The sequence below is a fragment of the Hymenobacter rubidus genome (assembly GCF_016734815.1).
In the GTDB taxonomy this organism is placed as follows: Bacteria; Bacteroidota; Bacteroidia; order Cytophagales; family Hymenobacteraceae; genus Hymenobacter; species Hymenobacter rubidus.
This window is the reverse complement of record NZ_JAERQF010000046.1, coordinates 1-23,666: the sequence shown is the minus strand read 5'-3', so window position 1 is coordinate 23,666 and position 23,666 is coordinate 1. Positions and strand designations below refer to the sequence as shown.

Annotated in this window: 13 protein-coding genes; 5 read left to right on the top strand and 8 right to left on the bottom strand. The window is 59.8% G+C overall.

All coding sequences use genetic code 11. From position 1 onward, the window contains the following. Window positions 1–21 precede the first annotated feature (21 nt). Both JKL48_RS20955 and JKL48_RS20950 read right to left on the bottom strand, forming a co-directional pair. Complete coding sequence (locus tag JKL48_RS20955) at window positions 22–732, bottom strand: hypothetical protein (protein ID WP_201987013.1); 711 nt, start codon at window positions 730–732, stop codon at window positions 22–24. A gap of 212 nt (window positions 733–944) precedes the next feature. Next, window positions 945–2,390 (bottom strand): sensor histidine kinase, encoded by a 1,446-nt coding sequence (locus JKL48_RS20950; protein ID WP_201987011.1) that lies wholly within the window; start codon window positions 2,388–2,390, stop codon window positions 945–947. A 405-nt stretch (window positions 2,391–2,795) separates the two neighbouring features. On the opposite strand from JKL48_RS20950, the gene JKL48_RS20945 reads away from it, so the two are divergent. Beyond that, entirely contained in the window at window positions 2,796–6,353 is a 3,558-nt protein-coding gene (locus tag JKL48_RS20945) for a PAS domain-containing protein (RefSeq protein ID WP_201987008.1), read from the top strand. Window positions 6,354–6,431: 78 nt separating this feature from the next. Here the strand turns inward: JKL48_RS20945 and JKL48_RS20940 are convergent, their stop codons facing one another. From JKL48_RS20940 to pulA, 6 genes are all read right to left on the bottom strand, one after another. Next, window positions 6,432–7,790 carry a sigma-54-dependent transcriptional regulator gene (locus tag JKL48_RS20940; RefSeq protein ID WP_201987006.1) on the bottom strand — a complete coding sequence of 453 codons (1,359 nt, stop codon included), beginning with the start codon at window positions 7,788–7,790 and terminating at the stop codon, window positions 6,432–6,434. A gap of 30 nt (window positions 7,791–7,820) precedes the next feature. Beyond that, window positions 7,821–9,029, bottom strand: coding sequence for a hypothetical protein (locus JKL48_RS20935; protein WP_201987004.1), 1,209 nt, complete (start codon window positions 9,027–9,029; stop codon window positions 7,821–7,823). A gap of 89 nt (window positions 9,030–9,118) precedes the next feature. After that, the gene (locus JKL48_RS20930; RefSeq protein WP_201987002.1) at window positions 9,119–10,057 is read right to left on the bottom strand and encodes an ATP-binding cassette domain-containing protein; all 939 of its coding nucleotides are present in this window, start codon (window positions 10,055–10,057) and stop codon (window positions 9,119–9,121) included. Between the two features lie 196 nt (window positions 10,058–10,253). Then, on the bottom strand, window positions 10,254–12,032 hold the full coding sequence (locus JKL48_RS20925; protein ID WP_201987000.1) for an OmpA family protein: 1,779 nt from the start codon (window positions 12,030–12,032) through the stop codon (window positions 10,254–10,256). 268 nt (window positions 12,033–12,300) lie between these two features. Then, the gene (locus JKL48_RS20920; protein ID WP_201986998.1) at window positions 12,301–13,299 is read right to left on the bottom strand and encodes a PspA/IM30 family protein; all 999 of its coding nucleotides are present in this window, start codon (window positions 13,297–13,299) and stop codon (window positions 12,301–12,303) included. Window positions 13,300–13,650: 351 nt separating this feature from the next. After that, window positions 13,651–15,657, bottom strand: coding sequence for a type I pullulanase (gene pulA, locus JKL48_RS20915; protein WP_201986996.1), 2,007 nt, complete (start codon window positions 15,655–15,657; stop codon window positions 13,651–13,653). Between the two features lie 162 nt (window positions 15,658–15,819). Here pulA and JKL48_RS20910 point away from each other — a divergent pair, with 162 nt between their 5' ends. The 4 genes from JKL48_RS20910 (at window position 15,820) to JKL48_RS20895 (ending at window position 23,488) form a co-directional block, all read left to right on the top strand. Continuing rightward, window positions 15,820–16,896: a sensor histidine kinase gene (locus tag JKL48_RS20910; RefSeq protein ID WP_201986993.1), complete on the top strand. Its 1,077-nt coding sequence runs from the start codon at window positions 15,820–15,822 to the stop codon at window positions 16,894–16,896. An 84-nt stretch (window positions 16,897–16,980) separates the two neighbouring features. After that, window positions 16,981–17,727: a LytR/AlgR family response regulator transcription factor gene (locus tag JKL48_RS20905; protein ID WP_201986991.1), complete on the top strand. Its 747-nt coding sequence runs from the start codon at window positions 16,981–16,983 to the stop codon at window positions 17,725–17,727. 226 nt (window positions 17,728–17,953) lie between these two features. Beyond that, window positions 17,954–19,213, top strand: coding sequence for a glycosyltransferase family 4 protein (locus tag JKL48_RS20900; RefSeq protein WP_201986989.1), 1,260 nt, complete (start codon window positions 17,954–17,956; stop codon window positions 19,211–19,213). Window positions 19,214–20,725: 1,512 nt separating this feature from the next. After that, window positions 20,726–23,488, top strand: a complete 2,763-nt coding sequence (locus JKL48_RS20895) for a beta strand repeat-containing protein (protein WP_201986988.1) — start codon at window positions 20,726–20,728, stop codon at window positions 23,486–23,488. Window positions 23,489–23,666 lie beyond the last annotated feature (178 nt).

The following is a 23,666-nucleotide window of genomic DNA, read 5'->3' as shown; positions in this document are numbered from 1 at the left end:
GCCAGGGTCGCAGAGACACTTTTAGGCTGCTTCCGTTGCCTGGGTATCGGCGTGGGTAGTGGCCTCGTACGAGTCGGTGTACTTGAAATCTTCCAGCCAGTTGGCCGAGCTCACCACGTCGAAAACGATGGAAGTGTCCGTAGTTTCTTTGGTGGTTATCTGCCACAGAATGGATTGGGCTTCCTCGAAGCTGTCGCCGGCCAGCTGCGTCGAAAAAAGCCGATTGAGCAGCGCGTTAGCGGGCAGGCCGGCGGCCAGCAGGCGCAGCAGCGGCGCGGCCGGCGCATCGGCAAATATGGCCAGGTCGGCCGGGTTTTCGGCGGTGCATTTCACCTGGAATTCCACGGCTTTGGTGCTGGGGAACGTGCCGTTGTAGGCATCGTGCAGCAGCTGCGTGCCTTGGTAAAAGCCCTTGTGCAGGGGCAATTCCGGGTTTTCTTCCCACAGCTTTTCGGTGAGCATCTGGTGGGCCAGGTTCTCGATTTGCCCCGCCGTTAATTCTTCCGGAAACAAATAACTCAATACGATTTCGGCCGCCTCGCGGGGCTCCAAATCGGTGAAGGACATGAGGCACATCTCCTTCAGTTCGGCCTCGCTGATGGCGTCCGGATTATCATAATTCATTTTGATTAATAACTCCTTGTAGTCCTGGTTCTTCCAGGTGTTGGGTAGCTCCGTTAGGGTAGAGAAAGTCAGGCGCTCGACGGTGAATTTGGAAGCGGGAGTCAGCATAAAATCGGGTTGGGGAAGCGGCGCGGAGCCGTGGGTACGGTCGGGTTTACGCAGGGCAGGGGCAAACAACCGGAAACGGTTCCCTTCTGTCATCCTGAGCGCAGCGAAGGACCTTATCACGTTAGCAGCAGTAAATGATTACTGCAAACTGTTCTTTGGTGAGAAGGTCCTTCGCTGCGCTCAGGATGACAGGAGACCCCCAGCGTTCAGTCCTACGCCACTGGCAGTGTAAACAGGAACCGGCTGCCCATTTCGGGCTGGCTTTCTACCCACAGCCGCCCGCCCTGCGCGTCGATAAACTCGCGCGAAATGCTCAGCCCCAGTCCCGAGCTGCCGTGCCCGCCCTGGCCCGGCACGCCTGCAAACCGCTGGAAGATGCGCTTGTGAAACTCGGCCGGGATGCCGGGCCCCTGGTCTTCCACACTCACGCGCACCATCTCGCCCCACTGCATGGCCCGGATGACGAGCGGAGCCGCCGCCGGCGAATAGCGAATGGCGTTCGAGAGCAGATTGATAAGCACCCAGGTGGTTTTTTCCACGTCGCCGTGGGCAGTGGGCAGCGTGTCGGGCACCTGCACGTCGAGCTGAATGGCTTTGTCCTGCAGCTGTGGCTGCACGGTTTGGGTGGCGTAGCCAATGACTTCCGCCAGCCGCACAGGCTGCACGTTGAGCTTGATGCCGGCCCCCGCGTCGAGGCGCGACACTTCGATGAGCTGACCCACCATGTTGAGCAGGCGCTGGGTTTCCTCGCCAATGCCGGTAGCCAGGGTCTGGCGCTCGGCGTCGGAGGTGCGCGGGTTTTGCAGCAGCATCAGGCTGAGCTTGATGCTAGCCAGGGGCGTCTTCAGCTCGTGCGAAATGGTGGCCAGGAAGGTCGACTTCACCTCGTCCAGCTTTTTGAAGTCGGACACGTTGCGCAGGCACAAGATGTGGCCGGCGGGCGTGCGTTTATTGGCGTGGTCGAGGGTTTCGATGGGGCTGATACTGAGCTGGTAGTGGGGCGAGTCGCCCTTGTGTGGGAACGTGAACACCGGGTCGGGCACGGCATCGCCGGCCAGGTTGGCTTCGGCCAGGGGCACCAGCAGCTCGCGCAGCAGCTCGCTGCCAGCGGCCACGGTTTCGGCGGGCTGGCCCAGCAGGTCGCTTGGCCTCAGGCCCAGCAGGTCGCAGGCCACGGGGTTGGCCAGCACAATGGTGCGTTGCTCGTCCAGCAGCAACAGGCCTTCGTCGAGGCTGCGCACGAGGCTGTCCATGCGGTTGCGCTCGGTGAACAGCTCGGCCAATGTGGCGCGGCGCTCGTCCTGGGCCTGGCTCAGCACGCGGTTGACGGCGGCGGCAATGGTGCCCACTTCGTCGCGGCGGCCCACAGCTACGCGGGTAGCGGGGCCGGGGCCGGCCACCTTGTCCACATCAGCCGAGAGGCGCCGCAGTGGGCGCACCACAATGCGCGGCAGCCGCACCATCATGGTGACGCCCACCGCCGTACCGGCCGCCAAAAAGGCCAGCACCGTAGTCCGCGCCAGGTTGAAATCGGCCTGTTCGATGCCGTGGGCGCCGTGCTCCAGGTAATTGATGGTGAAGAAGGCGTAGCCGCCCAGCCCCAGGAGCAGCAGCAGCAGCAAAAAGACGCTCAGGCGGATTTTGAGTTTAAGAGACATAAGCGGAATGAGGAAGCCAGGGCCGGCCAGCAGCGGGAGCGGGGCAGCCAACGCAGCGGCAGCGCCGGCTTGGACTTTTAATCGCGGGCCGGCGGTTCGCATTACGCGAAGATGGAACGCTCGCGGCACCTGCCGGCACAAGGCAGCCGTTTTTGGCCTAAAGCTAGACCACTGCCGTGCAGGAGGTGAGCCGAATTCATCCTAGACTTATTCCTGTTTACCTTGTTCGTAAATGCATAGTTGACTTTCAATATTCAAAAAACTCATTGGCTGCCTTGCTGATGAAATAGGTATTGTTGGCTTAAATTTAAGAATTGGCTCCGCCGTAGTTGGGCCTGTTGATGAGTAGAGTTGGCGCCTGTCTGCCTTCAACCTGCTTGCTACCGTACCTCCTCTGCTACCTGCATGTCGTTGCCTCAGAACGCCTTACCTGCCACTGCCCGGTCTGCCGATGAGTGGGCCGCGCACCTCAGGGCCGAGCAGCTGCGGCGCGAGGCGGCGGAGGCTGCTTGCGCCGAATCCCAGGCCCGCATGGCGGCCCTTGAGCTGCAGTTGGCCGCCATGACCAACCACGCGCAACGCCACCAGACCCAGCTCGCGGCCCTGGTGCAGAATATGCGCGTGGGGCTGGTGCTGGTAGACGAGCAGGGGCAGATTCAATTTGTTAATGAGCATTTTTGGGAGCTATTCGGGCTGCCACCCGTAGCAGGCCCGGCCGAGGGCGGACCGCCCATTCCTTATGCTGCGGTTTACATCGACAACGCTTTCTCCGACCCTGGTGCATTCCAGGCCCGCGTCCACGCGCTGCACGCCGCCGGCCAAACTGTGCTACAGGAAGCCTTTACCCTGGCCGATGGGCGGGTGGTGGAACTCGATTATCTGGTGTTGGACACCGTGCGGGCCGGGCGGCTGATTTGCTACCGCGAAGTGACGGAGCGCCACCAGCGCGACACCGAGCTTCGGGCGCTTTCCTACATTCCGGCCCAAAGCCCCAACCCCATTCTGCGGCTGACGCCCACCGGCGAAGTGGTGTATGCCAACCCGGCCGCCGCTCCGCTGCTGCACGCCCTGGCCGCCGATGCGCAAGGCCTGTCGCAACGCTTGCGCTCGCTAGTGCAGGCCGCTTTGCAAACCCCCGAGCAATACCAGCAGGAACTGGCCGTGGACGGGCAGCACTACCTGTTCACGGCCGTGGCCGTACCCGGCAAAACCTACGTCACGCTCTACCTCACCAACATTACGGAGCGGTATGGGGCCGAGCAATTGCTGGGCAGGCAGCGTGCTTTCTACGAGAGCCTGCTGGAGCAGGTGCCCACCGCCGTGGCCGTGTTCGATGCCGAGCACCGCTACCTGTTTCTGAACCCCGCCATCGAGCCCGACCCCGCCATCCGCGCCTGGATGGTGGGCAAAACCAGCGAGGAAGCCGGTGCCCTCCGGCAGCGCCCCGCGGCCCTCATGCAGCAGCGCACCGCCGCCTTTGCCAAAGCCCTGCGGGAACAGTGCGAAGTGACGTGGGAAGAAATGCGCGAACTGGCCGACGAGCCCCATCATTTCCTGCTGCGGTACCGGCCCGTGGTGGGGCTCGATGGCCGTGCCATTGTGATTTCCTCGGGCATCGACATCACAGAGCGAAAGCAGGCGGAGGAAAAGCTGGCCCGGCAGCAGGAATTCTACGAATCCATCCTCAACCTGATGCCCGTCGACGTGGCGGTGTTCGACGCCGAGCACCGCTTTCTGTTCGCTAACCCGTCGTCGGTTTCGGACCCGGTTGTGCGTCAGCAAATCATCGGCATGACCAACGCCGAGTACTTTGCCTTTCGCAACAAGCGGCAGCCCGAGGGCCTGGAACGGCAACGCGAGCAGTACTTCGACCTGGCCGTGCGCACCCGCACCGACGTGACGTGGGAGGAGATGCGCACCGACAAAAACCAGCGCCCGCAGCTGATTATGCGGCATTTGCGGCCGGTGTTCGAGACCGACGGCACCTTGCGCGTGGTGGTGGGCTCGGGCATCGACATCACGGCCCGCTACACGGCGGAGAAATTGCAGCAGGAGGTGCAGGCCATGCTCCAAAGTCAGCAAGCCTTTGTGCGCCAGATTCTTGATGCCCTACCCAATGTCCTCTACATGGTAGACGCCGATAATACCGTGTCGTTTTCGAACCCGGCCTACGACCGCATGATTGCGCACAGCCGGCACTGGCAGGCGGCCGGGGCCCCGGCCGCGGTGCTGGAAGAAATGCGGCAGGTGCGCAAGCTGAACGAGCTGGTGCGCAGAACGCAGCAAGTACAAACCCAGGAACTGCCTTTTACCCTCAAAAACGGCGAAACGCTGCATTTTCAGGTGCACAAGCGGCCTTTGCTGCGCGCCGACGGGCAGTTGGGCATCCTCACCATCAGCACCGACATCACGGCCGTGAAGCAGGCCCGGCAGGAGCTGGAGCGCCGCGAAAAGCAGTACCACGACCTAGTGTATTATTCGCAGGCCCTGATATGCACGCACGACATGCAGGGCGTGTTGTTGTCGGTGAACCCGGCCATTGAGCAGCTGCTGGAAGTACCGGCCGCCCAACTGGTGGGCCGGCACCTGCGCGAAGCGTTGCCGCCGGAGCACCACGCTGCCTTGCAAGTTTACCTCGATGGTGCCAAGCCCCGGCAGGCGCTGCCCCGCGTGGTGACCGTGCTGACCGGCTCTGGCGAGCGGCGCTACCTGCAGTGCTACACCTATCAGGTAACGGAGGAAGGCTACCCGCCCTACGTGGTTGCCTCGGGGTATGACGTAACGAGCGGCATACTGGCCCAAAAAGCCTTGCAGCAAGCCAAGCACGAAGCCGAAGAAAATGCCTTGGCCAAGGAAGCCTTTCTGGCCCGCATGAGCCACGAAATCCGCACGCCGCTGAACGGGGTGTTGGGCATGGCTACGCTGCTGCAAAAAACGGCGATGAGCCCGGCGCAACGCGAATACCTGGCCATCATGCAGCACGCGGGCAAGCACCTATTGGCCTTGGTCAACGACGTGCTGGACATGGCTAAAATCACGACCCAGCACTTGCAGCTCAGCCACGAAGCCTTCGACCTGGCCCTGGCCCTGCAAGGCGCCGGCCACACCGTGGCCGCCCTGGCCGCTGAAAAGGGCCTGGACTTGGTGGTTGAGCCCCTGCGCACGGCCGTGCCCCGCGTGCTGGGCGATGCTTACCGCCTGCACCAGGTGCTACTCAATCTGCTCTCGAACGCCATTAAATTCACCGAGCACGGCAGCGTCCGGCTCGGCGCCGAAGTTATCCAAGACACGCCGCACCAATTGTTGCTGCGCTTCTGGGTACAGGACACCGGCATCGGCATTGCAACCGAGGAGCAGCTGCATATTTTCGATGCTTTTGCGCAGGCCAGCCCCGAAACCAGCCTTCGCTTTGGCGGTACGGGCCTGGGTTTGTCCATCAGTGGGCAGCTGGTCGACCTGATGGGCGGCGTGCTGCGCCTGTGCAGCGAGCCGGGCTACGGCACCACGTTTTCGTTTCAGCTGGCTCTGCCTCGCGCTCTGGATGAAGCTGCTCATGTACCCGCGGTGCCTACGGCCACCTACGAGCGGCTGCGCGGCCTGCGCGTGCTGCTGGCCGAAGACAACCTCGTGAACCTGCGCATTGCCATGGTGGTGCTCGAATATTGGGGCGTGCAGGTAACAGCCGTGACCAATGGCCTCGATGCCCTGGCCCACCTGCGCGAGAATGACTTCGACGCGGCCCTGCTCGATATCCGCATGCCGGGCCTGAGTGGGTTAGAAGTCACTCAGGCCATTCGCCGCCACCCCAACGAAGCGAAAGCCCGGCTTCCCATCATCGCCTTGACGGCTAACGCCTTCTCAGCCGACCGCGCCGCCTACCTGGCCGCCGGCATGAACGCCTGTCTCACCAAACCCTACGAAGAAGCCGACCTCTGCCAGCTGCTGGTGGATTTGACCGGGTAGGGGCGGGGCCTGCCCCCGCCCATCGTTGAACGGAATCGTTGCAAAGGCGCGAACGATGGGCGGGGGCAGGCCCCGCCCCTACAGCCCGTATTCGTCCAGCTTGCGGTATAGCGTCGTCAGCCCAATCCCCAAGCGCTTGGCCACGTCCGGCTTATTGCCATCCAGCTCGCCCATCAGCTTGCCGATGTGCCGGGCTTCCAGCGCCCGTAGGCTTTCATCGGCCGCATCGGCGCCAAGTCGCGCCGGCTGGCCCAGCGCGTGGAATTCATCCGGTAAATAATCAGCCGATAACAATTCGCCATTAGGGGCCAGAATGGCGGCGCGTTCGAGCACGTTTTTCAGCTCGCGCACATTGCCGGGCCAGGAGTAGCGTTGCAGCATGGCCAGCGCCTCGGGCGCGAGGCCGGGCAGGCGCTTGCTGAGGCGGGCGGCGAAGTGCTGCAGAAAGAACTGGGCCAGCGGGGCCACGTCGGCGGGCCGGTCTTTGAGCGACGGCACCTGAATGGTGAAGACCGAGAGGCGGTAGTATAAATCGGAGCGGAAGCGGCCTTCGGCGGCTTCCTGCTTGAGGTTGCGGTTGGTGGCGGCCACTAGGCGGAGGTTGACCTTGGTGGGCTTGGTGTCGCCGAGCTTGGTGAAGCTTTGGCTTTCGAGCACGCGCAGGAACTTGGCCTGCACGTTGAGCTCCAGCTCGCCGATTTCGTCCAGAAACAGGGTGCCGCCGTTGGCTTCTTCCAGCAGGCCCTTCTTGTCGGCCAGCGCGCCGGTGAAGGCGCCTTTCTTGTAGCCAAACAGCTCGGATTCGAGCAAATCTTTGGGGAAGGCGCTGCAATTGACGGCCACAAAGGCCTTGCCCTGCCGCCCGCTGGCCTGGTGAATGGCCTGGGCAAAGAGTTCCTTGCCGCTGCCGGTGGGGCCTTCGAGTAGCACGGTGCTGTCGGTGGGCGCTACCTGGCGGGCCAGCTGCTGCACGCGCCGCAACTCCACGGAGTCGCCAATCATCGACTCGAAGCGGTACTGCTGGCCCACGCGGCGCTCCAGCTCCGTGACGCGCTGGCGGAGGCGGGCTTTTTCGGCGGCGCGCTCCACCACCACCACCAGCTGCTGCTCAAAATCGCCCTTGGTGAGGTAGTCGAACGCGCCGAGCTTCATGGCCTTCACGCCGTCGGGGATGGTGCCGAAGGCGGTGAGCAGCACCACTTCGGCATCGGGGGCGGCGGCTTTGAAGCGGGGCAGCAGGTCGACGCCATTGGCATCGGGCAGCTTCACGTCGGAGAGCACGAGCAGGATGTCGGCGGCGTGTTGCTGGAGCAGCTCCAGGCCGCGGTGGGCGTCGGGGGCTTGCAGCACGGTGTAGCCTTCCAGCTCCAGCACCTGGGCCAGCAGCTGGCGCAAGCGCGCTTCGTCGTCGATGATGAGCAGGGTACCGGTGGGCATATTCGTTGCGTTGGAAAGAACTGCTGCGATTTAAACTATGTCTTTGCCAGTTTTAATTATTAACTGTTCAGCCAAGAAAAGTAGAATTAGAATTTCTTTTGATAAGAATTCTTCCTGACCAGAATACGGTATAAACCTGCTTGCTTCACCCTCTTTATTATGAACGAGTGCATTCCGAATAAGGTAAATTCTTGACGCTAAGCTGCCAATTATAGAGCCGTCACTAACGTCTAAACGTTGATTTGTTCCGAAAATAGAAGTTTCGTTCGTGAAATAAACGCCCTCTTTAGTTTCGTAACTTCTGACCCAACTGCGCAAATCGGCTTTTTCAAAGTGTTTAGAGAGTACCAACTTTAATGAATTTGCTTCGTCAAGCTTTGAGTCAAATTGCCGAATTGTTTTAATAAGGTCTCGTAATTTTTTGGCTTTAGTATGAGTGAAATCTGGAGCTACTAATTGCTCTTTTAGTTTGTCGTGTATTGCACTCTCTGCAACTGAAGTATAGAAATATTCTAAAATATTATAAAGTGCTAAGTATCCAAGTACTAAGCTGTCACTCGCTAATGCTAGATTATAATAGCCAACAAGTTCCGTATTATATATGCGTCTTGGGAATTGAACTTCCTCTGCCTCTTTGCGACCAATCCAATAGTCAGTACGCTCCCAAGATTTTGTGAATGTAACGGAAGTTCCTTGGCCATAAGCAATGTGAAATGTTGCCGCTTCAGCTAGTTCGTGTAATCGAGCTACGCTTTTACCCAATTGGCCTGTTGCATCGGTGATTACACGAATCGAAATTAGCCGGAACAAAGTGCCAATAGGCCTGTCAGCTCTAGGCCTGCTAAACATCAACCCCGCCATCATAAATCTTCTTAGCTGTGGTGACAGCCTATCAACGTCTAATAGCGCTAGAGTAAAGAAATTGGATATAATACCAATTTCAATTTTAGTTTGGCCATCTGGACTGTTGAGTACTATTGAGTCATCTCCGCTACGCGGAGTTGACCTAAGCCCATTTCCTTCAAAACGAACTATGTGTTCATAATATCCTGGATAATAAATTTGGGTTTCTATCGTGCGCCTTATATCTGCCTTTCTTGCGAGGTATTGTTCTGCATCTTCAGTGGTTATTAAATATTCGTGGCTACCTCTTCTCAGTGCAAATCCGTTTTCAACTTCGGAGACTTCGCCACGAATACCTCTCGATATATTTTGAACTGTCGCTAAATCGGTTGGCATGAATTTGTTTTTTATTGAAATGAGCGTGCAAGTTAGTTTCAATGCTGCCATATGGATACTCTCTGTTTTAGAGCCATTTCCAGCATTCCCTAACTCCCACGAATCTCATTTTTTATGTGCTCGACGAACTGGGCGAATTCGGGTTCGGCTTCGACGTTTTCGTGCCAGGCGAGGCCCATTTCGGCCAGGTTGTATTGGTGCTGGGGGCTGATGGTGGCGCCCGGCACGAGGGCCCCGGCCGCGTCGTGCTCGTAGCCGAGCAGCCAGAGGCGGTCGGCCAGGGCGGTGGTGGTCACGATGTCGTGCGAGACGATGATGACGGTGTTCAGCTCGTCCATGGTGGTGACTTCGACTATTATTCGTTTCACTTCGTCAATCATGGCCACGTCGAGGCCGGAGAAGGGCTCATCGAGCAGGATGAGGTGGTCGGAGCAGAGCAGCTGCTGGGCGATGGCCGCCCGCTGGCGCTGCCCGCCCGAGAGCAGGGCCGGGTACTTGCGCCGGTGCGGGGCCAGGCCGAAGCGTTCGAGGTAGGCGTCGACGTGCTGGCGGGCGTCGGCGGGGGCGTGCTTGCGCTGGGCGGCCACCAGCAGGTTGTCGTGCAGGGTGCGGTGGTCGAAGAGGGGGTAGCGCTGTTGCACGAAGCCCACCATGCCGGGCGTCACGGGCTGCTGGGCGAGGCCCACTTCCACGGTGCCGGTGCCGGGCGCGACAAGGCCCGCCATGATGCGGCACAGCACCGACTTGCCAATGCCCGAGCGGCCGTAGAAGCCCACAACTTGGCCCTGCTGCATGTTGGGCCGCGTCACGTCGAGGACTTGGGCGTTGATGTCGCGCAGGATTTGCTCGTTGTTGAGGGTGATAGAGACGTTGTTGAGCGTCAGGATGGGGTCGCGGTAGGCGTAGGTGTGGGCAGTCATAGTCGTTCTGGTGGGCGCCTCACCCGCACCGCCGAGTAAGGGAAAAACACCCGCCGCAGCAGCCACGAGACGGGCCGGCTGGGCGTTGGGGGAGAATAGGAATTTCACGGGGAGTAGAAGAAAGGCAGTCAAACTCCCTTCCTTACTAAGGAGGGGATGTTGAGCCGCAGGCTCAACTGGGGTGGTTGAATCGTTGAACGACTTGCGTGTGGTTCGTTCGGGTGTCGTTCAACGAATCCAACCACCCCCGTTCGAGCCGCTGGCTCGAACATCCCCTCCTCAGTTGAGGAGGGGAGTTTTCGTTCTAGTTGCCCAGCACCACCTCCACGCGGCGGTTTTTGGCTTTGCCATCCGGCGTGGCGTTGCTGGCTACTGGCTCGGTGGCGCCGTGGGCGTACACCTGCACGCGGCCTTCGGGGAAGGCGCTGTGGCTCTTGGTTTCGAGCCAGTGCTGCACGGCCATGGCGCGGTCTTCGGAGAGCTGCTGGTTTTTGCTGGGGTCGCCGGTGTTGTCGGTGTGGCCGTGCACGGCCACTTTCAGGCGGCCGGCCACCACGAGGTCGTTGAAGAGTTGGTTCAGGTCGTGCTCGGCGGCGGGGGTGAAGCTGCTCTGGCCACTGTTGAATTCGATGTTCCAGGCGCGCTTGCTCACGCTTTGGCGGATTTCGTCGCCAGCGGCAAACTGCTGGGTTTCGGCTGGGGCTACGGCTTTGCCTTTGTATTGCTGCTGCAGGTTCTTCAGCGGCGTGAGGTCCAGCATTTCAGCTAGGGGCACATAGCTCGGCAATTCTTTGGGATAGAGCTTGCTCTGCACGTCGCCAAAGGTCTTGTACACGGCGGCATAGATGTTGGTGCCGCCTTCGTCGAGGCCAAACAAGTTCAGGTTATCGCTGAAATTGAAGGCTTTGCTGCCGCCCAGTTCCACCACGTTGCCGTTGCGGTCGGCTTCGCTCACGCCTTTGTAATACTTCAGCCAGTAGGCGCCGGGCTTGTCCTGGTCGCCGTACACGGTGGCCGAAATGTCGGCGGCGCGGGCCAGGGCCTCGGGGTGGCTTTTCACCTGGTCGCCGGCTACGGCGAAGGCCGTCATTAGGCCCAGCACTTCTTTGGGGTGGGCGTCGTACCAGCGCTTGGTCGTCACCATGATGTTGGGCATCTGGTTCGAGTAGTCTTTGGTGCTCACAATGTTGACGAGACCACCGCGCTGCTTGGCAATATTCACGTCGCCGGGCGTCCAGGTGGCCACGGCGTCGGCCACCACGTCCACTTTCACGCCGGTGTTCTTGCCGTTCACCACTTTGGTGCGGGCTTCGGGCTTGCCGAGGATGTACTTCTCGGCGGCAACCAGGAAGTCGCTGGCGGCCATGAAGTTCACGGCTTCGGGGTCGTAGGTGGTTTCGTCGGGGTTTACTTTCAGGCTGTTGTCGGCACACCATTTCAGGGCAATGTTCTGGTCGCCGTCGCGCAGGTAGCAGGCAATGGTTTTGCCCAAAGCCGTTTTAGGGTTATCCAGCCATTCTTTCGGGCCCATCAGCTTGTCTTCCCCGAAGGATTTGCCCACCGAGTAGGGAATGATTTGTAGCTGCGTGCCGGCCTTTTTCAGCTCCGTTTGCACGGCCGAGAAGCCGGGCAGGCCGTCGCCCATGATGCTTACAATCAGGCCCGGCGTTTCCGGGTTGTTTTGCAGGTCGAGGGCGTTTTTCACCAGGTCGGCCTGCATCTTGCTCACATCGTCCTGACGCACAATCTGCATGTCCAGACCATTGGCCGCAGCCGCCGAGCCCATGGTGGAGCGGGGTCCGCCGTTGGCTAGCATGCCGGCCATCTGGCTGTTCCAGGCCATCACCTCCCAGGTGAGGGGCGTGCCCTTTTCGGCCGGGGCGGTGCCGGGCATGGGGGCCAGCGGCACCACGATATTGGCCCGGTTGCCGCCGCTGGCAGCGGGCAGCTCGATGGAGTTGAGCAGCACCGATTGGGTGTCGGCTTTCTTAAAGACGGCACCGCTGGAAACCAACTTGTTGATGCCGAAGTACAAGAGGCCCACGAGAATAAGGCCAATAAAAAATTTACCGCGTGTAGTCATTTTAGTAGGGGCAAAAGAGGGGTGGGGCACCCGGTTTGGGGCGCAAGTTTTTTCGGTTTTGGTGGGGTTGATTAGCAACTGGCCGTAGCGCTAGCGGCAGGCCGAAACGGTCATGCTGAGCGTAGCCGAAGCATCTCTACCGCTTCGTTTGGCCGGTTGGATTACTACTGAGGTAGAGATGCTTCGGCTACGCTCAGCATGACGTTCAATAGGGGCGGAGTCTCCCGGCTGGCCAAGCAGGCCCACCAATCCGCAGGCCAGCAAAAAGCTAATCAAGCAGGCTAGAATAGGCATCATCGGAGGCTTTTTTGGTGGTGAGGACGTTGCTGGGTTGGGCTTGGGGCTTATCGGAGAGCACGGCGTTGAACTCGCCTTTCTGGTACTTGTCGAGCAGGCGCTGGCCCTTCTCGCTCATCACGCCGTTCTGGATGTCCATCTCCTTCACAAACTCCTGCGAGTAGCGCATGGCCTGCTTAATCTGGCCTAGCTGCTGGGCCATGTCCTCGGCCACCCGGTCGGTGGCCAAGTCGAAAAAGTACTTCTTGTCGGGGTCGCCGCGCAGGATGTTCATCGCGGCGCGCATGCCCGAGCTAGTGCGTTTCACCAGCGTATATTCATCCTTCAACAGGTTGACCTTGAACTTACTGCCGTCAATCTGGCGCAGGGCGGCTTTCAGAATCTGGCGCATTACTACCGTCACGTTGGCCGTGGTGGTGGCCATGGGTTGCAGGCGCTGGCTGTAGTCCTGCACCTGGGCGGCGCGCATGGCGTACGATTCGGCCGCATCCCTTTCGCCTTGGCGGGTGGCCGAATCAGCCAGCGCCAGGTACTCTTTCACCTGGGCAGCGTTGGCGGCCAGCTTGCGCTTCACCAGTTCGTGGGCGCCTTCGATGTTGGTGACTTCGGCGTCCATCTTGCGGGCCTCCTTTTCGGTGTTCTTGATGTAGTCTTCCATGATGCCGATGGGGTCGGTATTGACGAAGATGCCCGCCATCGAGCGGAGGATGCGCTGCCCAGCGTACCACAGCCCGGCGTGAATCCGCTTATTCGTGGCCAGCAGAAACAGCACGAACAGCGTGCCGAGCCCGATGCCCAGCTTCACAGTGTCGAACACCATGTCCACCAGAAAGGGGAGGATTTGGCCCCAGAAGTACACTGCCGTACCCACCAGCCCAACGAGGACCACGCGGCCGGCGACTTTTTCCGGCTGCTGCCACTTGGGCAGGCCGTTGTCTTGGTCAGAGGAAGAAGAGAGGAAGGTGTTCATGGCATTTAAGTGGTTAGTGACTTCCACCTAATGCCAAGTCCAATGCCGAATTGGAAATTATTCCGGCGAATTGGCTCTTATATCTGATTTATAAGGATTTAATAAAAAAATCCCGCCGAACGCAAGGCTCGGCGGGGAGAAATTTTTCCAAAATGGAAAGCGGATTTTTTCAGATTAGCAAGTTCTGGCCGTGCTTACACAGCAGTCGTCTGTCATCCTGAGCGCAGCGAAGGACCTTATCAGCGATGAACGACTTGTTCAAACGCGATAAGGTCCTTCACTGCGTTCAGGATGACAAATGGCGCGGGCGAGATGCCTCGGCTGCGTTCGGCATGACGTTCGATTGCTGCGCTACTGCTTTATCGGCACCAGAATCAGGGCCGAATTGCCGGGCACCTGCACGCCGCTGGTCACTTCCAGCACGTCGAGGCCTTCTTCGTTGATTTGGTCGCCGCGCAGCACCATTTTGTAGGTGTCGCGCGGCAGCTTCACGCTCCAGGCGGAGCGGTTACCGTTGAAAATGACGACGATGTTTTGCCAGGCATCGCCGCCGGCGTTGTCTTTCAGCTTGTAGGCGATAATGCCGGGCGACATATTGGGCAGGAATTCGAGGTGCTGCTGCACCAGCTCGGTGGTGGGCAGGCGGAATGCGGGGTGGGCGCGGCGCAGGGCAATGAGCTTGCGGTAAAACTCATACACAGCCAGGTTCTTCGCCTTGCGGCCCCAGTCGAGCTGGTTCACGCTGTCGGGCTGGTTGTAGGAGTTGGATGAGCCGCCTTTGGTGCGCAGAAATTCATCGCCCACCGGCAAAAACGGCACACCCTGCGAGGTGAAAACGATGGTGTTGGCCAGCACATCCATCCTCAGCCGTTCGGCTTCCGAGGCGCCGGGGTTGGCTACCCGCAGCTTGTCCCAGAGCACCATGTCGTCGTGGCAGGCCACGTAGTTGATGGCCTGGCCGGGTTCGCTGGCCCAGGGCGCTTTGGAGTAGTTCACCTTGGCGTAGTCGACCTGCGGGTGCTGGGTGGCGGCCACGATGCCAAATTTGACGCTTTCCTCTAGGTTGGGCTGGCCGCTGGCGAAGCCGGGCTCGGTCTGGTGGGCGTAGTGGCCCTTCACGCCGTCGCGCAGCTCGTCGCCGAAGGCCGCGATGCGCGGCAGCTTGCTCATGTTGCCTTTGAGGGCACGCCGGGCGTCGGGCAGGGGCGAGGCGCCGGCGGTCCAGCCCTCGCCGTACATGAAAATGCTGTGGTCCTGCTGGTCGAGGGCGATGCGGATGGCGCGCATGGTTTCGATGTCGAGCACGCCCATCAGGTCGAACCGAAAGCCGTCGACGTGGTATTCGCGGGCCCAGTACGCCACCGATTCCACAATGAGCTTGCGCACCATGGGCCGCTCGGAGGCTACTTCGTTGCCACAAGCGGTGGCGTTGCTCAGGGTGCCGTCGGGGTTGTGGCGGTAGTAGTAGCCGGGCACCAGCTGCTCAAAATTGCTGCGGCCGGCATCGGCCGTGTGGTTGTACACCACATCCAACACCACACGCAGCCCGGCGCCGTGCAGGTTTTCTACCAGCTGCTTGAACTCGCGAATGCGGGCGGCGGGATTAGTCGCATCGGTCGAATACGTGCCTTCGGGCACGGAGAAGTGCAGCGGGTCGTAGCCCCAGTTGTAGCGGTTGGCGCTGGCCGGCGTGGCTTCGTCGATGCTGGCGAAGTCGTTGGTGGGCAGCAGGTGTACGTGGGTCAGGCCCAGGTCTTGCAGGTGGTCGAGGCCGGTGCTCACGTTCTCGGGGCCGCGGGTGCCTACCTGCGCCGCCCCCAGAAACTTGCCCTTGTGCCGCACGCCCGACTGCGGGTGCATGGTCAGGTCGCGCACATGCACTTCGCCAATCACAATGTCGGTGGTCTGTTTCAGCGCCGGGCGCAGGTCCTCGGGCCAGCCGGCGGGCTGGGCAATGTAGGGGTTGAACACCGCGCCCCGCTGGCCATTGATGCCCACGGCGTGGGCATACGGGTCGGCCACTTCGGCCATGGTTTTGCCCCCGATGGTGGCCTGCACGGTGTAGAAGCCCGTGGTGCCAGCGGGCAGCGTATAGGTCCAGGTGCCACCTTCGGCCTTGGTCATGGCGGCCTCGGTGCGGGCGGTGCCGCCGGTGCCGGCCGCGTACAGGCGCAGGCGCAGGGCCTCGGCGGTGGGCGCCCACACGCGCAGGGTGGCCTGGGTGCCACGCCACGTCAGGCCCAGGTCGGGGCCGAGGTAGGTGGGGTAGCTGTCGTAGTTGGGCAGGGGCGGAGCTACCGGGGCGAAGGCAGGAAAAAGCACCACAAGCAGCGGTAGAAGCAGAAATGAAGGAATCATGGGTGCAAAGTTCGGAGTTTCTGAGTGAAGCCCATGCGTGTGAAAGGCCTTGGCCCGACCGATAAAACGCCGCCCGCCGTCGATACAATACTCCCAGCGGTCGGTTAGCCCCGTGGTGCGGTGCGCGGCCTCGCTAAGTTTGTTTCGCTTTAGTGCTTCTGTATGGCCGTCCTCACCCCCCGTCGCTACCTCACGCCCCTCATTCATGTGCTGGTGTGGGGCTTGTTCGGGCTCACGTTTTTGCTGTTTCAGCCGCTCACGGGCCGCCTCACCATGCCACCGCAATTCTGGGTGAAGCAGGGGCTGATGTTCGCCGTGTGGATTGCCGCCTTCTACCTCAACGCGCGGGTGATGGTGCCCCGGCTGTTGTTTCCGGGGCGGACCGAATGGTTTATTCTGACGCTTCTGGGCATTACGCTGGCAGTACTGGGCTTCAGCAAGCTCCTGGAATTGGAGCTGAACCTGCCCGCGCTCATGGATAAGGCCTTTGTGGCGGCGGCGGGGCGGCCCCGGCTGCCCCGCACCGGCCCGCACATCGACACCATGGGCCTGCTCACCACCATGTTTGTGCTGGGCATCAGCACCTGCATTACGGTGGTACAAAAGTGGCAGAAGGACGCCCAGGCCCGCCAAAGCCTGGAGCAGCAGCGCGTGTCGGCGGAATTGTCGGTGCTGAAGGCCCAGATTAATCCGCACTTTTTCTTCAACACCCTCAATAATATCTACGCCCTCACGCTGCTCGACGGCGAGCGGGCCCGCACGGCTATCCACCACCTCTCGCGCATGATGCGCTACGTGCTCTACGACACCGCCGGCGGCCTCACCCTGCTCAGCCAGGAAATTGCCTTTGTGCAGGACTACATCACCCTCATGCAGCTGCGGCTCGACGACCGGGTGACCATCACCTTCGAAAAGCCCGAGCCCGTGCGCGACGTGGCCGTGGCGCCCATGCTACTGCTGCCCTTCCTCGAAAATGCCTTTAAGCACGGCGTAGCGGCCACCCAGGCCAGCCGCATTTACGTTGCGCTGCGCCAGCCCCAGTCTGATGTGCTGGAACTGGAAGTACGCAACACGCGCCTGGCTGCGCCGGCCACCGACCTGGCCGGCAGCAACGGCATTGGCCTGGCCAACACCCGCCGTCGGCTCGATTTGTTATACCCCGGCCAGTTCAATCTGCTGGTTGAAGACCACACGCCGGCCAATGAATTCCGGGTTCACCTCACCTTGCACGTCGCCTGAATGGGGAAAAGGGATAAGGAATAGGAGCTAGGCCTCCTCCTTTCTCCCCCCACTTATTCCCTGTTCCCTATTCCCTGCCCCCCAATGACCTCCCTGCCCGCCCTCCGCACCATTGCCGTCGATGACGAGCCGCTGGCCCTGGGCTTGGTGGCCTCCTTTGTGCAGAAAACGCCCTTTCTGGAGCTGGTGGGCAAGTTTGGGAGTGCGGTGGAAGCCCTCAAGTACCTGCACGAGCACCCCGGCACCGTCGACCTGGCGTTTCTCGACATCCAGATGCAGGAGCTGAACGGGCTGGAGCTGGCCCGCGTGCTGGGGCCCACGGGCCCGCGCGTCATCTTCACCACCGCGTTTCCGCAGTACGCGTTGGAAGGCTACCGCGTCGACGCCATCGACTACCTCGTGAAGCCCTTCAACTACGAGGAGTTTTTGCGGGCGGCGGGCAAGGCGCGGGCCTATGCCGAGCTCACGGCGCCGCAACCAGCGGCCGCGGCCCCAGCCGTCCCGGAAGAAGACGAATACCTGTTCCTCAAGGCCGAATACCAGCTGGTTCGCGTGGCCCTGAGCGACATCCTCTATGTGGAAGGCCTGAAAGATTACGTGAAGGTGCATCTCAAAAGCACTCCCAGGGCCTTACTGTCGCTCATGAGCCTGAAGGCCATGGAGGAGAAACTGCCCACCCGGCGCTTCATGCGCATCCACCGCTCGTTCATCGTGGCGCTCGACAAGATTGAGGCCGTGCGCCGCCTCACCGTCCAGATTGGGGCCGTCACCATCCCCGTGGGCGACCAGTACAAAGACGCCTTTTTACAATTTCTCAGCCGTTGGAGCTAAGGAGTTGCAATGATAAAGGAACGTCATGCTGAGCTTGTAGAAGCATCTCGACCGCTTCGCCTGACGTGGAACCTCACCCCCGGCCCCTCTCCAAAAGAGAGGGGAGACTAACGAAGCGGTCGAGATGCTTCGACAAGCTCAGCATGACGTTCTGGTTTTTCTCTCTTTACCTCGTTCTTACTGCTTCTGCCGCACATGCCCCTTACACTTTCTGTCTTTCTGAGCTATGAATTCACATACTATCCCCGGAAACTCGGTTTCCGGGTGGGGCCTCCGTGGCCCCGATGATGCCCCGCAGCTGGCCGTGCTGTGCCTCTCGGGCAGCCTGGGCGGCCTGGAGCTGAACAGCCTGAAGTTTGCGGGCTGGATGCAGGAGCGCGGGTGGCGCGTCACGTTCTTCGCGCCACCCGCCACGCCTTTGGCTCACTGGGCCGAGGAGTGGTTTGTGCCGTTGGAGACGTTGGTGGTGCGCCGGGGGCCAGCCATGCCCCTCACCGCCTGGGCCCTCAAAACCCAGTTGGAGCGTCTGAATGTGGGCGTGTTGGTGGTGACGAAAAACAAGGACCTCGCCCTGGCCACCCTCGTCAAAACCCTCATGGGAGGGCATCTGCGCATCATCTACCAGCAGCACATGCAGCTGGGACGGCCCAAGCGCAGTCTCATTCACACGCTGCGGTTTCGGCTGATTGATGCCTGGCTGACGCCCCTGCCCAGCCTGGCCCGCGAAGTGGCCTACCGCACCCGTTTCGATATGGCTAAACTTCATGTAGTACCCCTTGGGCTGCCCTTGGAGCAGTTTGCGCCCCGCACCCGTACCACCGCCCAGGCTCGCGAGGAGTTGGAGCTACCCGCCACAGGCCGCCTGCTGGGCATTTTGGGCCGCTGGGACGAAGGCAAGGGCCAGGACTTCGTGATTGACGTGCTGGCCCACCTGCGCCAGCACCTGGGCTACGACGCAAACCTGGTCATCATGGGCGAGCCGACCCGCAACGAGGGCGACACCTACCTGCGCCAACTGCAACGGCAGGTGGTGCGGCTGGGCCTGCAGGACCGGGTGCATTTCCGGGGTTTCTGGGTCAACCCGGCCGTGTTTTACCAAGCCATTGACGTGTTCGTGATGGCTTCGGCCAACGAAACCTACGGCATGGTGACCCTCGAAGCCCAAGCGGCTGGCGTGCCCGTGGTGGGCGCCGCCACCGGCGGCACCGTGGAGCTGGTGCAGCACGGCCACACTGGCCTGCTCTACCTCAGCCGCGATGTGGCGGCCTGCGCCCGCGCCATCCACCGCACCTTCTCCGACCCCGTGGCCACCCAAGCGCGGGTCGAGCTGGCCCAGCTGGAGCGCTGGCATTATTCGCACCAGCGCCAGTGTGCCCTCACCGAGGACGTGATTCAGGCCGTGGCGGGTACCGCGGTGGCGGCCACGCCGGTGCCCATGCGCCACTGGAGTCACCCGGCCATCCATGCCGTATTCGCGGCAGCCTGACGGCCGTGGCATCGGCCGATAATAAAGGTGAAACGGGGCTTTCAGTCGACATATTTCCTGCCTTGGCCGATACGGTTGCGCTTGCGTTAGCCCCGGCAGTAGTTTTAGCTGTTGCTTCGTTCTTCCCCTAAGTCCTGTCATTCTTTACCGGAACAGCAACCCGGCTGTGGCCACCCACCCAGCGGCTTGCCGCCGCTGGCAGCAGCAGCCGGCTCTGCGCCAATGGGGGATGGCAGGCACTACAACCAAACGCCCCGGCCCGTAGTGGCCGGGGCGTTTGTCTTTTACAGACAGCATAGGCGGGATTAGCCTACTCTGACTTTGTAAGCGCCATCAGCACCGGTTTTGGCTGGGTTAGCCTGTTGGGGTAAGGGTAGTGACATACAGCCTAGGTTGGTTGCGAATAAGTTAAGGGGGGCGCCGGGCAGTGCTTTCGGGTATACATTGCGCATCCGGATGGTCAGATAGGGCTGCAGAAAGAAATTTCTATGTGATTATCACCAAAGCCCCCAAATTCCGCTCGTGTTATTGTCAAAATAGGGCAGGTTTTGTATGTAAGGGGGGGGTGAATCGACCCCTGTGCATGTAAAGTATTATGATTTCATAATTTCAGCATTAGGTAGGCAGTGCAATGTGATGGTATCTTTACCCTATACTGTACTTATGCCAAAGTCTTTTTATTAATTACTCATGTTACCGCTAATGAGAAACTTTTACATGCGTTTAATTTTTGTGCAGCGCCGTTTTCCGACGTTGTTGATGTTGCTGTTTTTGCCGTTATTAGGATGGGGGCAGCTACCATATAGTCAGGATTTTGGAACTGCTGTTAATACGTTGCCCAGCGGATGGACTTCCTCCACCTCACCTGCGTGGACAACATCCACTACAAGTGCTGCAACCACCACTTCCTACACTGGGGCCTCTGGCGGGGCACATGTGGCTCCAGGAACCGGAACGGGCTCAAGCTCAGCAAATCAAGTGCTTATCTTCAATAATAATCTTTCTACTGTTGGTTATACAGGAATTCAAGTAGTTTGGGCTGCGCGCAGAACTGCAAGTCAAGCCGCTTTAACCAGTTTTGAATGGTCGACCGATGGTACAGTTTTTAACGCTGTTAGCTTTACGGATGTAGCAAATAATTCGACTTGGGCACTCATCGGAACCATTACGTTACCTGCTGGCGCCGAAGGAGCTTCAAACTTGATTTTTCGATGGTCAGTGACAGGGACTAACTACCGAATGGACGATTTTACGGTTACGGGCACTGCCAATGCCAGTCCTGCTCTTACCGTCACTCCCACACCGAACCCGTTTAGTGCTTTCAGTACTACACAGGGTACGCCTGCTGCTGCTCAGAGTTATCTGCTCACGGGCAGCAATTTGACGGCCAATGTTTCAATTAATGCACCTTCAGGTTACGAAGTCTCGCAAACCAGTGCCACCACTGGGTTCGCAACTTCCTTGACTGTGGTGCAAAGTAGCGGGAGCATTTCTACTACCGTTTATGTACGGTTGACTGGCTCTTCCACCGGCACGTATGGCACTTCCAGTACTCCCTTGCAAGTGAGTAATGCCAGTACCAATGCCAGTACCCGAAACGTGGCCGTATACGGGAATGTGTTGGCCACTGAGCCTACCGTTCAGCCCGGCGTTAGTGTGACGAATGTGGTTGTAGCGCAAGCCGACGTGACCGTGAGCGGTGGCAATGGCGCTTATCAATTGGTAGTCATCCGGCCAACATCAGCCATAGCCGTCGCCCCGGTTGATGGCACCAGCTATACAGCCAATACTGCCTACGGCAGCGGTACGGCAGTTGGAACCAACAATTTTGTCGTGTTTGCAGGAACCACGGGTACCAACACATTCACGGTAACCGGCCTAACCGGCAACACCAGTTATACCCTCACCACCTATGCATTCAATGGCAACGGAGGAGTAGAAAATTACTATAGCAATGCTCCCGGAACGGCTATATTTACAACGCTTCCTGTGCCGGCAGCCACCTACACTTGGTCGGGTCTGGGACTAGATAATAACTGGACAACGGCTCTTAATTGGCTGCCGTTACGCGCCGTGGCTTCGACTGCCGATGTGCTGGTATTCGATGGCAGCACGGTAGCCAGCCCCACCGTCAATGTGAATATTGCTGCCGCTGGCGAAACCGTTTCGCAATTGTTGTTTCGCAATAATGTGACGGCCACCTTAACGGTGCCCGCTTCACGCACCTTAACCATTGACGGCAACGCGGCCGGCGACGATTTTGTGGTGGAGGCGGGTTCCCGTGCTACTTTAGGTGCCACTGTGGCTTCAACAGGACTCACAGTAAGCCTGACGGCCAGCACCACAGCCAGCATCGCCGGTACGCTGGTGTTTGATGGTAATGCAAGCTTTGCAGGACAGCACAGCTTGCAGGCAGGCGCCACCAATGCAGTGCAGTTTGTATCAGGTGGTATTTTCCGTACTACGGCTTTCTACAGCCAGTCAGGCTCAGTAAAGCCCTTTGGAACGACCACCGCCAGTTCGGTTATTTTTCGCAGTGGGTCGCGCTTTGAACAATATGCTGGCAGTCAGCCATTCGGTGGTACGACCACTGTGCTCACCTTCGAAACCGGTGGGCGTTTTGTGTACGCGCAAGCGGGTGGCACCAGCGTCGCGCCTTCGGTATCGAACCGTACGTATGGTACGCTAGAATTCAATACATCTGACCTAACGCTGGTTGGTAATCTAACCGGAGCAAGTCCCCTCACCACCCTGGGTGATTTAATCATCAGCCAGAGCGTAGGTCTGAATCTGAATGGCGGCGTCAGGGTAGGAGGTAGTATACAAGTGAATGGAACCAGTGCACTTACCATCGCTCCTACAGCGCCAGCCTCAGGTAATACATACACCATAAAAGGAGATTTACTGGTTAACAACTCGGCCTCTTTCTCTTTCGACCCAGGCGCTACAGCTCCCCTACAGTTCAATGGCACAACGGCACAAGTCATCGGCGGTAGCGCCCCAATTACGGCGTTGGTTTTTGGAATTAATGCTTCGCTTGCCATCAACAACGCGGCAGGTGTCACCCTGCAACGTCCCATTACGCTGCAAAAAGTGCTTACCCTTACCAGCGGCAAGCTCACCACCTCCGCAACCAATCTGCTCACCTTATCTGAAACTGCCAGCACAACAGGAGGCAGCGCCACCAGCTTCGTGAACGGCCCATTGGCCCGCATCACACCCGGCAACATCACCACGGCGACCCCTTACGTATTCCCGGTGGGCAAGCTCACTTACTACCGTCCCTTTACCCTCACGCTAGCCAGCCAGAACACCGCCAGCACCTACACCGTGGAGCAAGTGGAAGGCAACCCCAACCCCGCCGGAGCCAGCAACCTGGACGCTACCAACGGCTTAGGCACTGCGCCGCTCAAGCGCGTGTCGAGATTCCGGTCCTTCACCCTCGCATCTACCAACAATACGACAAACAACGCGGCCGGCACCGTCACGCTCAGCTTCGGCACCGGCGACGGCGTAAACAACCCCAACGACTTGGGTCTGGTGGTGGCCGTCAGTGCCTTGGGGTCCCCATTCAACAACCTGGACCGCAGCGCCAGCAGCGGCCCCAGCACCGGTTTCGGTGGGCCTGATGTAACCGGCACGCTCACTTCCAAGCCCATCAACACGTTTAGCGCCGTCCCATCGGCCACGTTTGCCCTGGGTGCCACCAACGAAAACGTAACGTTCGGAGCCGCCGTCAACCCGCTCCCCGTCGAGCTGACCAGCTTCACTGCCCAACGCCAGGCCGAAACCACCGTGGCCCTGAACTGGACCACTGCCAGCGAAAAGAACGCCGCCACCTTCGACGTACAGCGCAGCTTCAACGGGGTTGAGTTCGCTACAGTAGCCAGTGTGGCAGCCCAAGGCAATAGTACCCGCACCAGCGCCTACGCAGCCCTGGATAAAACCGCACCTGCATCTATGGTCTATTACCGCCTGCGTCAGGTAGACCGCGACGGCACCATCGCCTATTCCCCCATAGCCACGGTAGCTGGCAATGGCACCATTGCCGGCAAAGTTCTGCTGTATCCCAACCCGGCGCGCAGCAGCATTGCTTTCCTAATCGATGCCGTCACGCCCTACCGCGTGCTCAACCTATTGGGACAAGCCGTGCTTCAAGGCACCACCGAAGCCGGCACGGCCAAAGTAGCCATCGAGCGCTTGGCCCCCGGCCTCTACTTCCTGGAGCTCCAAACCACCGCCGGACGTGCGGTGCAGAAGTTCGAGAAAGAGTAAAGCCGCCAGCGCATCAACAAAAAAGCACCGTGCAACTTGCACGGTGCTTTTTTGTTGATGCGCTGGCATTGAAGCTGTCTAGAAAGTCTGATTTGCCTACACGTCTGTCATCCTGAGCGCAGCGAAGGACCTTATCCCGGCAGAATAGGCGTTGTTCTGACGGGATAAGGTCCTTCGC

Excerpts from the sequence above, each read along its gene's own strand:
- JKL48_RS20905 (WP_201986991.1), top strand. The coding sequence starts at position 16,981 with ATGACCTCCCTGCCCGCCCTCCGCACCATTGCCGTCGATGACGAGCCG.
- pulA (WP_201986996.1), bottom strand. The coding sequence starts at position 15,657 with ATGATTCCTTCATTTCTGCTTCTACCGCTGCTTGTGGTGCTTTTTCCT.
- JKL48_RS20950 (WP_201987011.1), bottom strand. The coding sequence starts at position 2,390 with ATGTCTCTTAAACTCAAAATCCGCCTGAGCGTCTTTTTGCTGCTGCTG.
- JKL48_RS20935 (WP_201987004.1), bottom strand. The coding sequence starts at position 9,029 with ATGCCAACCGATTTAGCGACAGTTCAAAATATATCGAGAGGTATTCGT.
- JKL48_RS20940 (WP_201987006.1), bottom strand. The coding sequence starts at position 7,790 with ATGCCCACCGGTACCCTGCTCATCATCGACGACGAAGCGCGCTTGCGC.
- JKL48_RS20900 (WP_201986989.1), top strand. The coding sequence starts at position 17,954 with ATGAATTCACATACTATCCCCGGAAACTCGGTTTCCGGGTGGGGCCTC.
- JKL48_RS20925 (WP_201987000.1), bottom strand. The coding sequence starts at position 12,032 with ATGACTACACGCGGTAAATTTTTTATTGGCCTTATTCTCGTGGGCCTC.
- JKL48_RS20920 (WP_201986998.1), bottom strand. The coding sequence starts at position 13,299 with ATGAACACCTTCCTCTCTTCTTCCTCTGACCAAGACAACGGCCTGCCC.
- JKL48_RS20955 (WP_201987013.1), bottom strand. The coding sequence starts at position 732 with ATGCTGACTCCCGCTTCCAAATTCACCGTCGAGCGCCTGACTTTCTCT.
- JKL48_RS20910 (WP_201986993.1), top strand. The coding sequence starts at position 15,820 with ATGGCCGTCCTCACCCCCCGTCGCTACCTCACGCCCCTCATTCATGTG.
- JKL48_RS20945 (WP_201987008.1), top strand. The coding sequence starts at position 2,796 with ATGTCGTTGCCTCAGAACGCCTTACCTGCCACTGCCCGGTCTGCCGAT.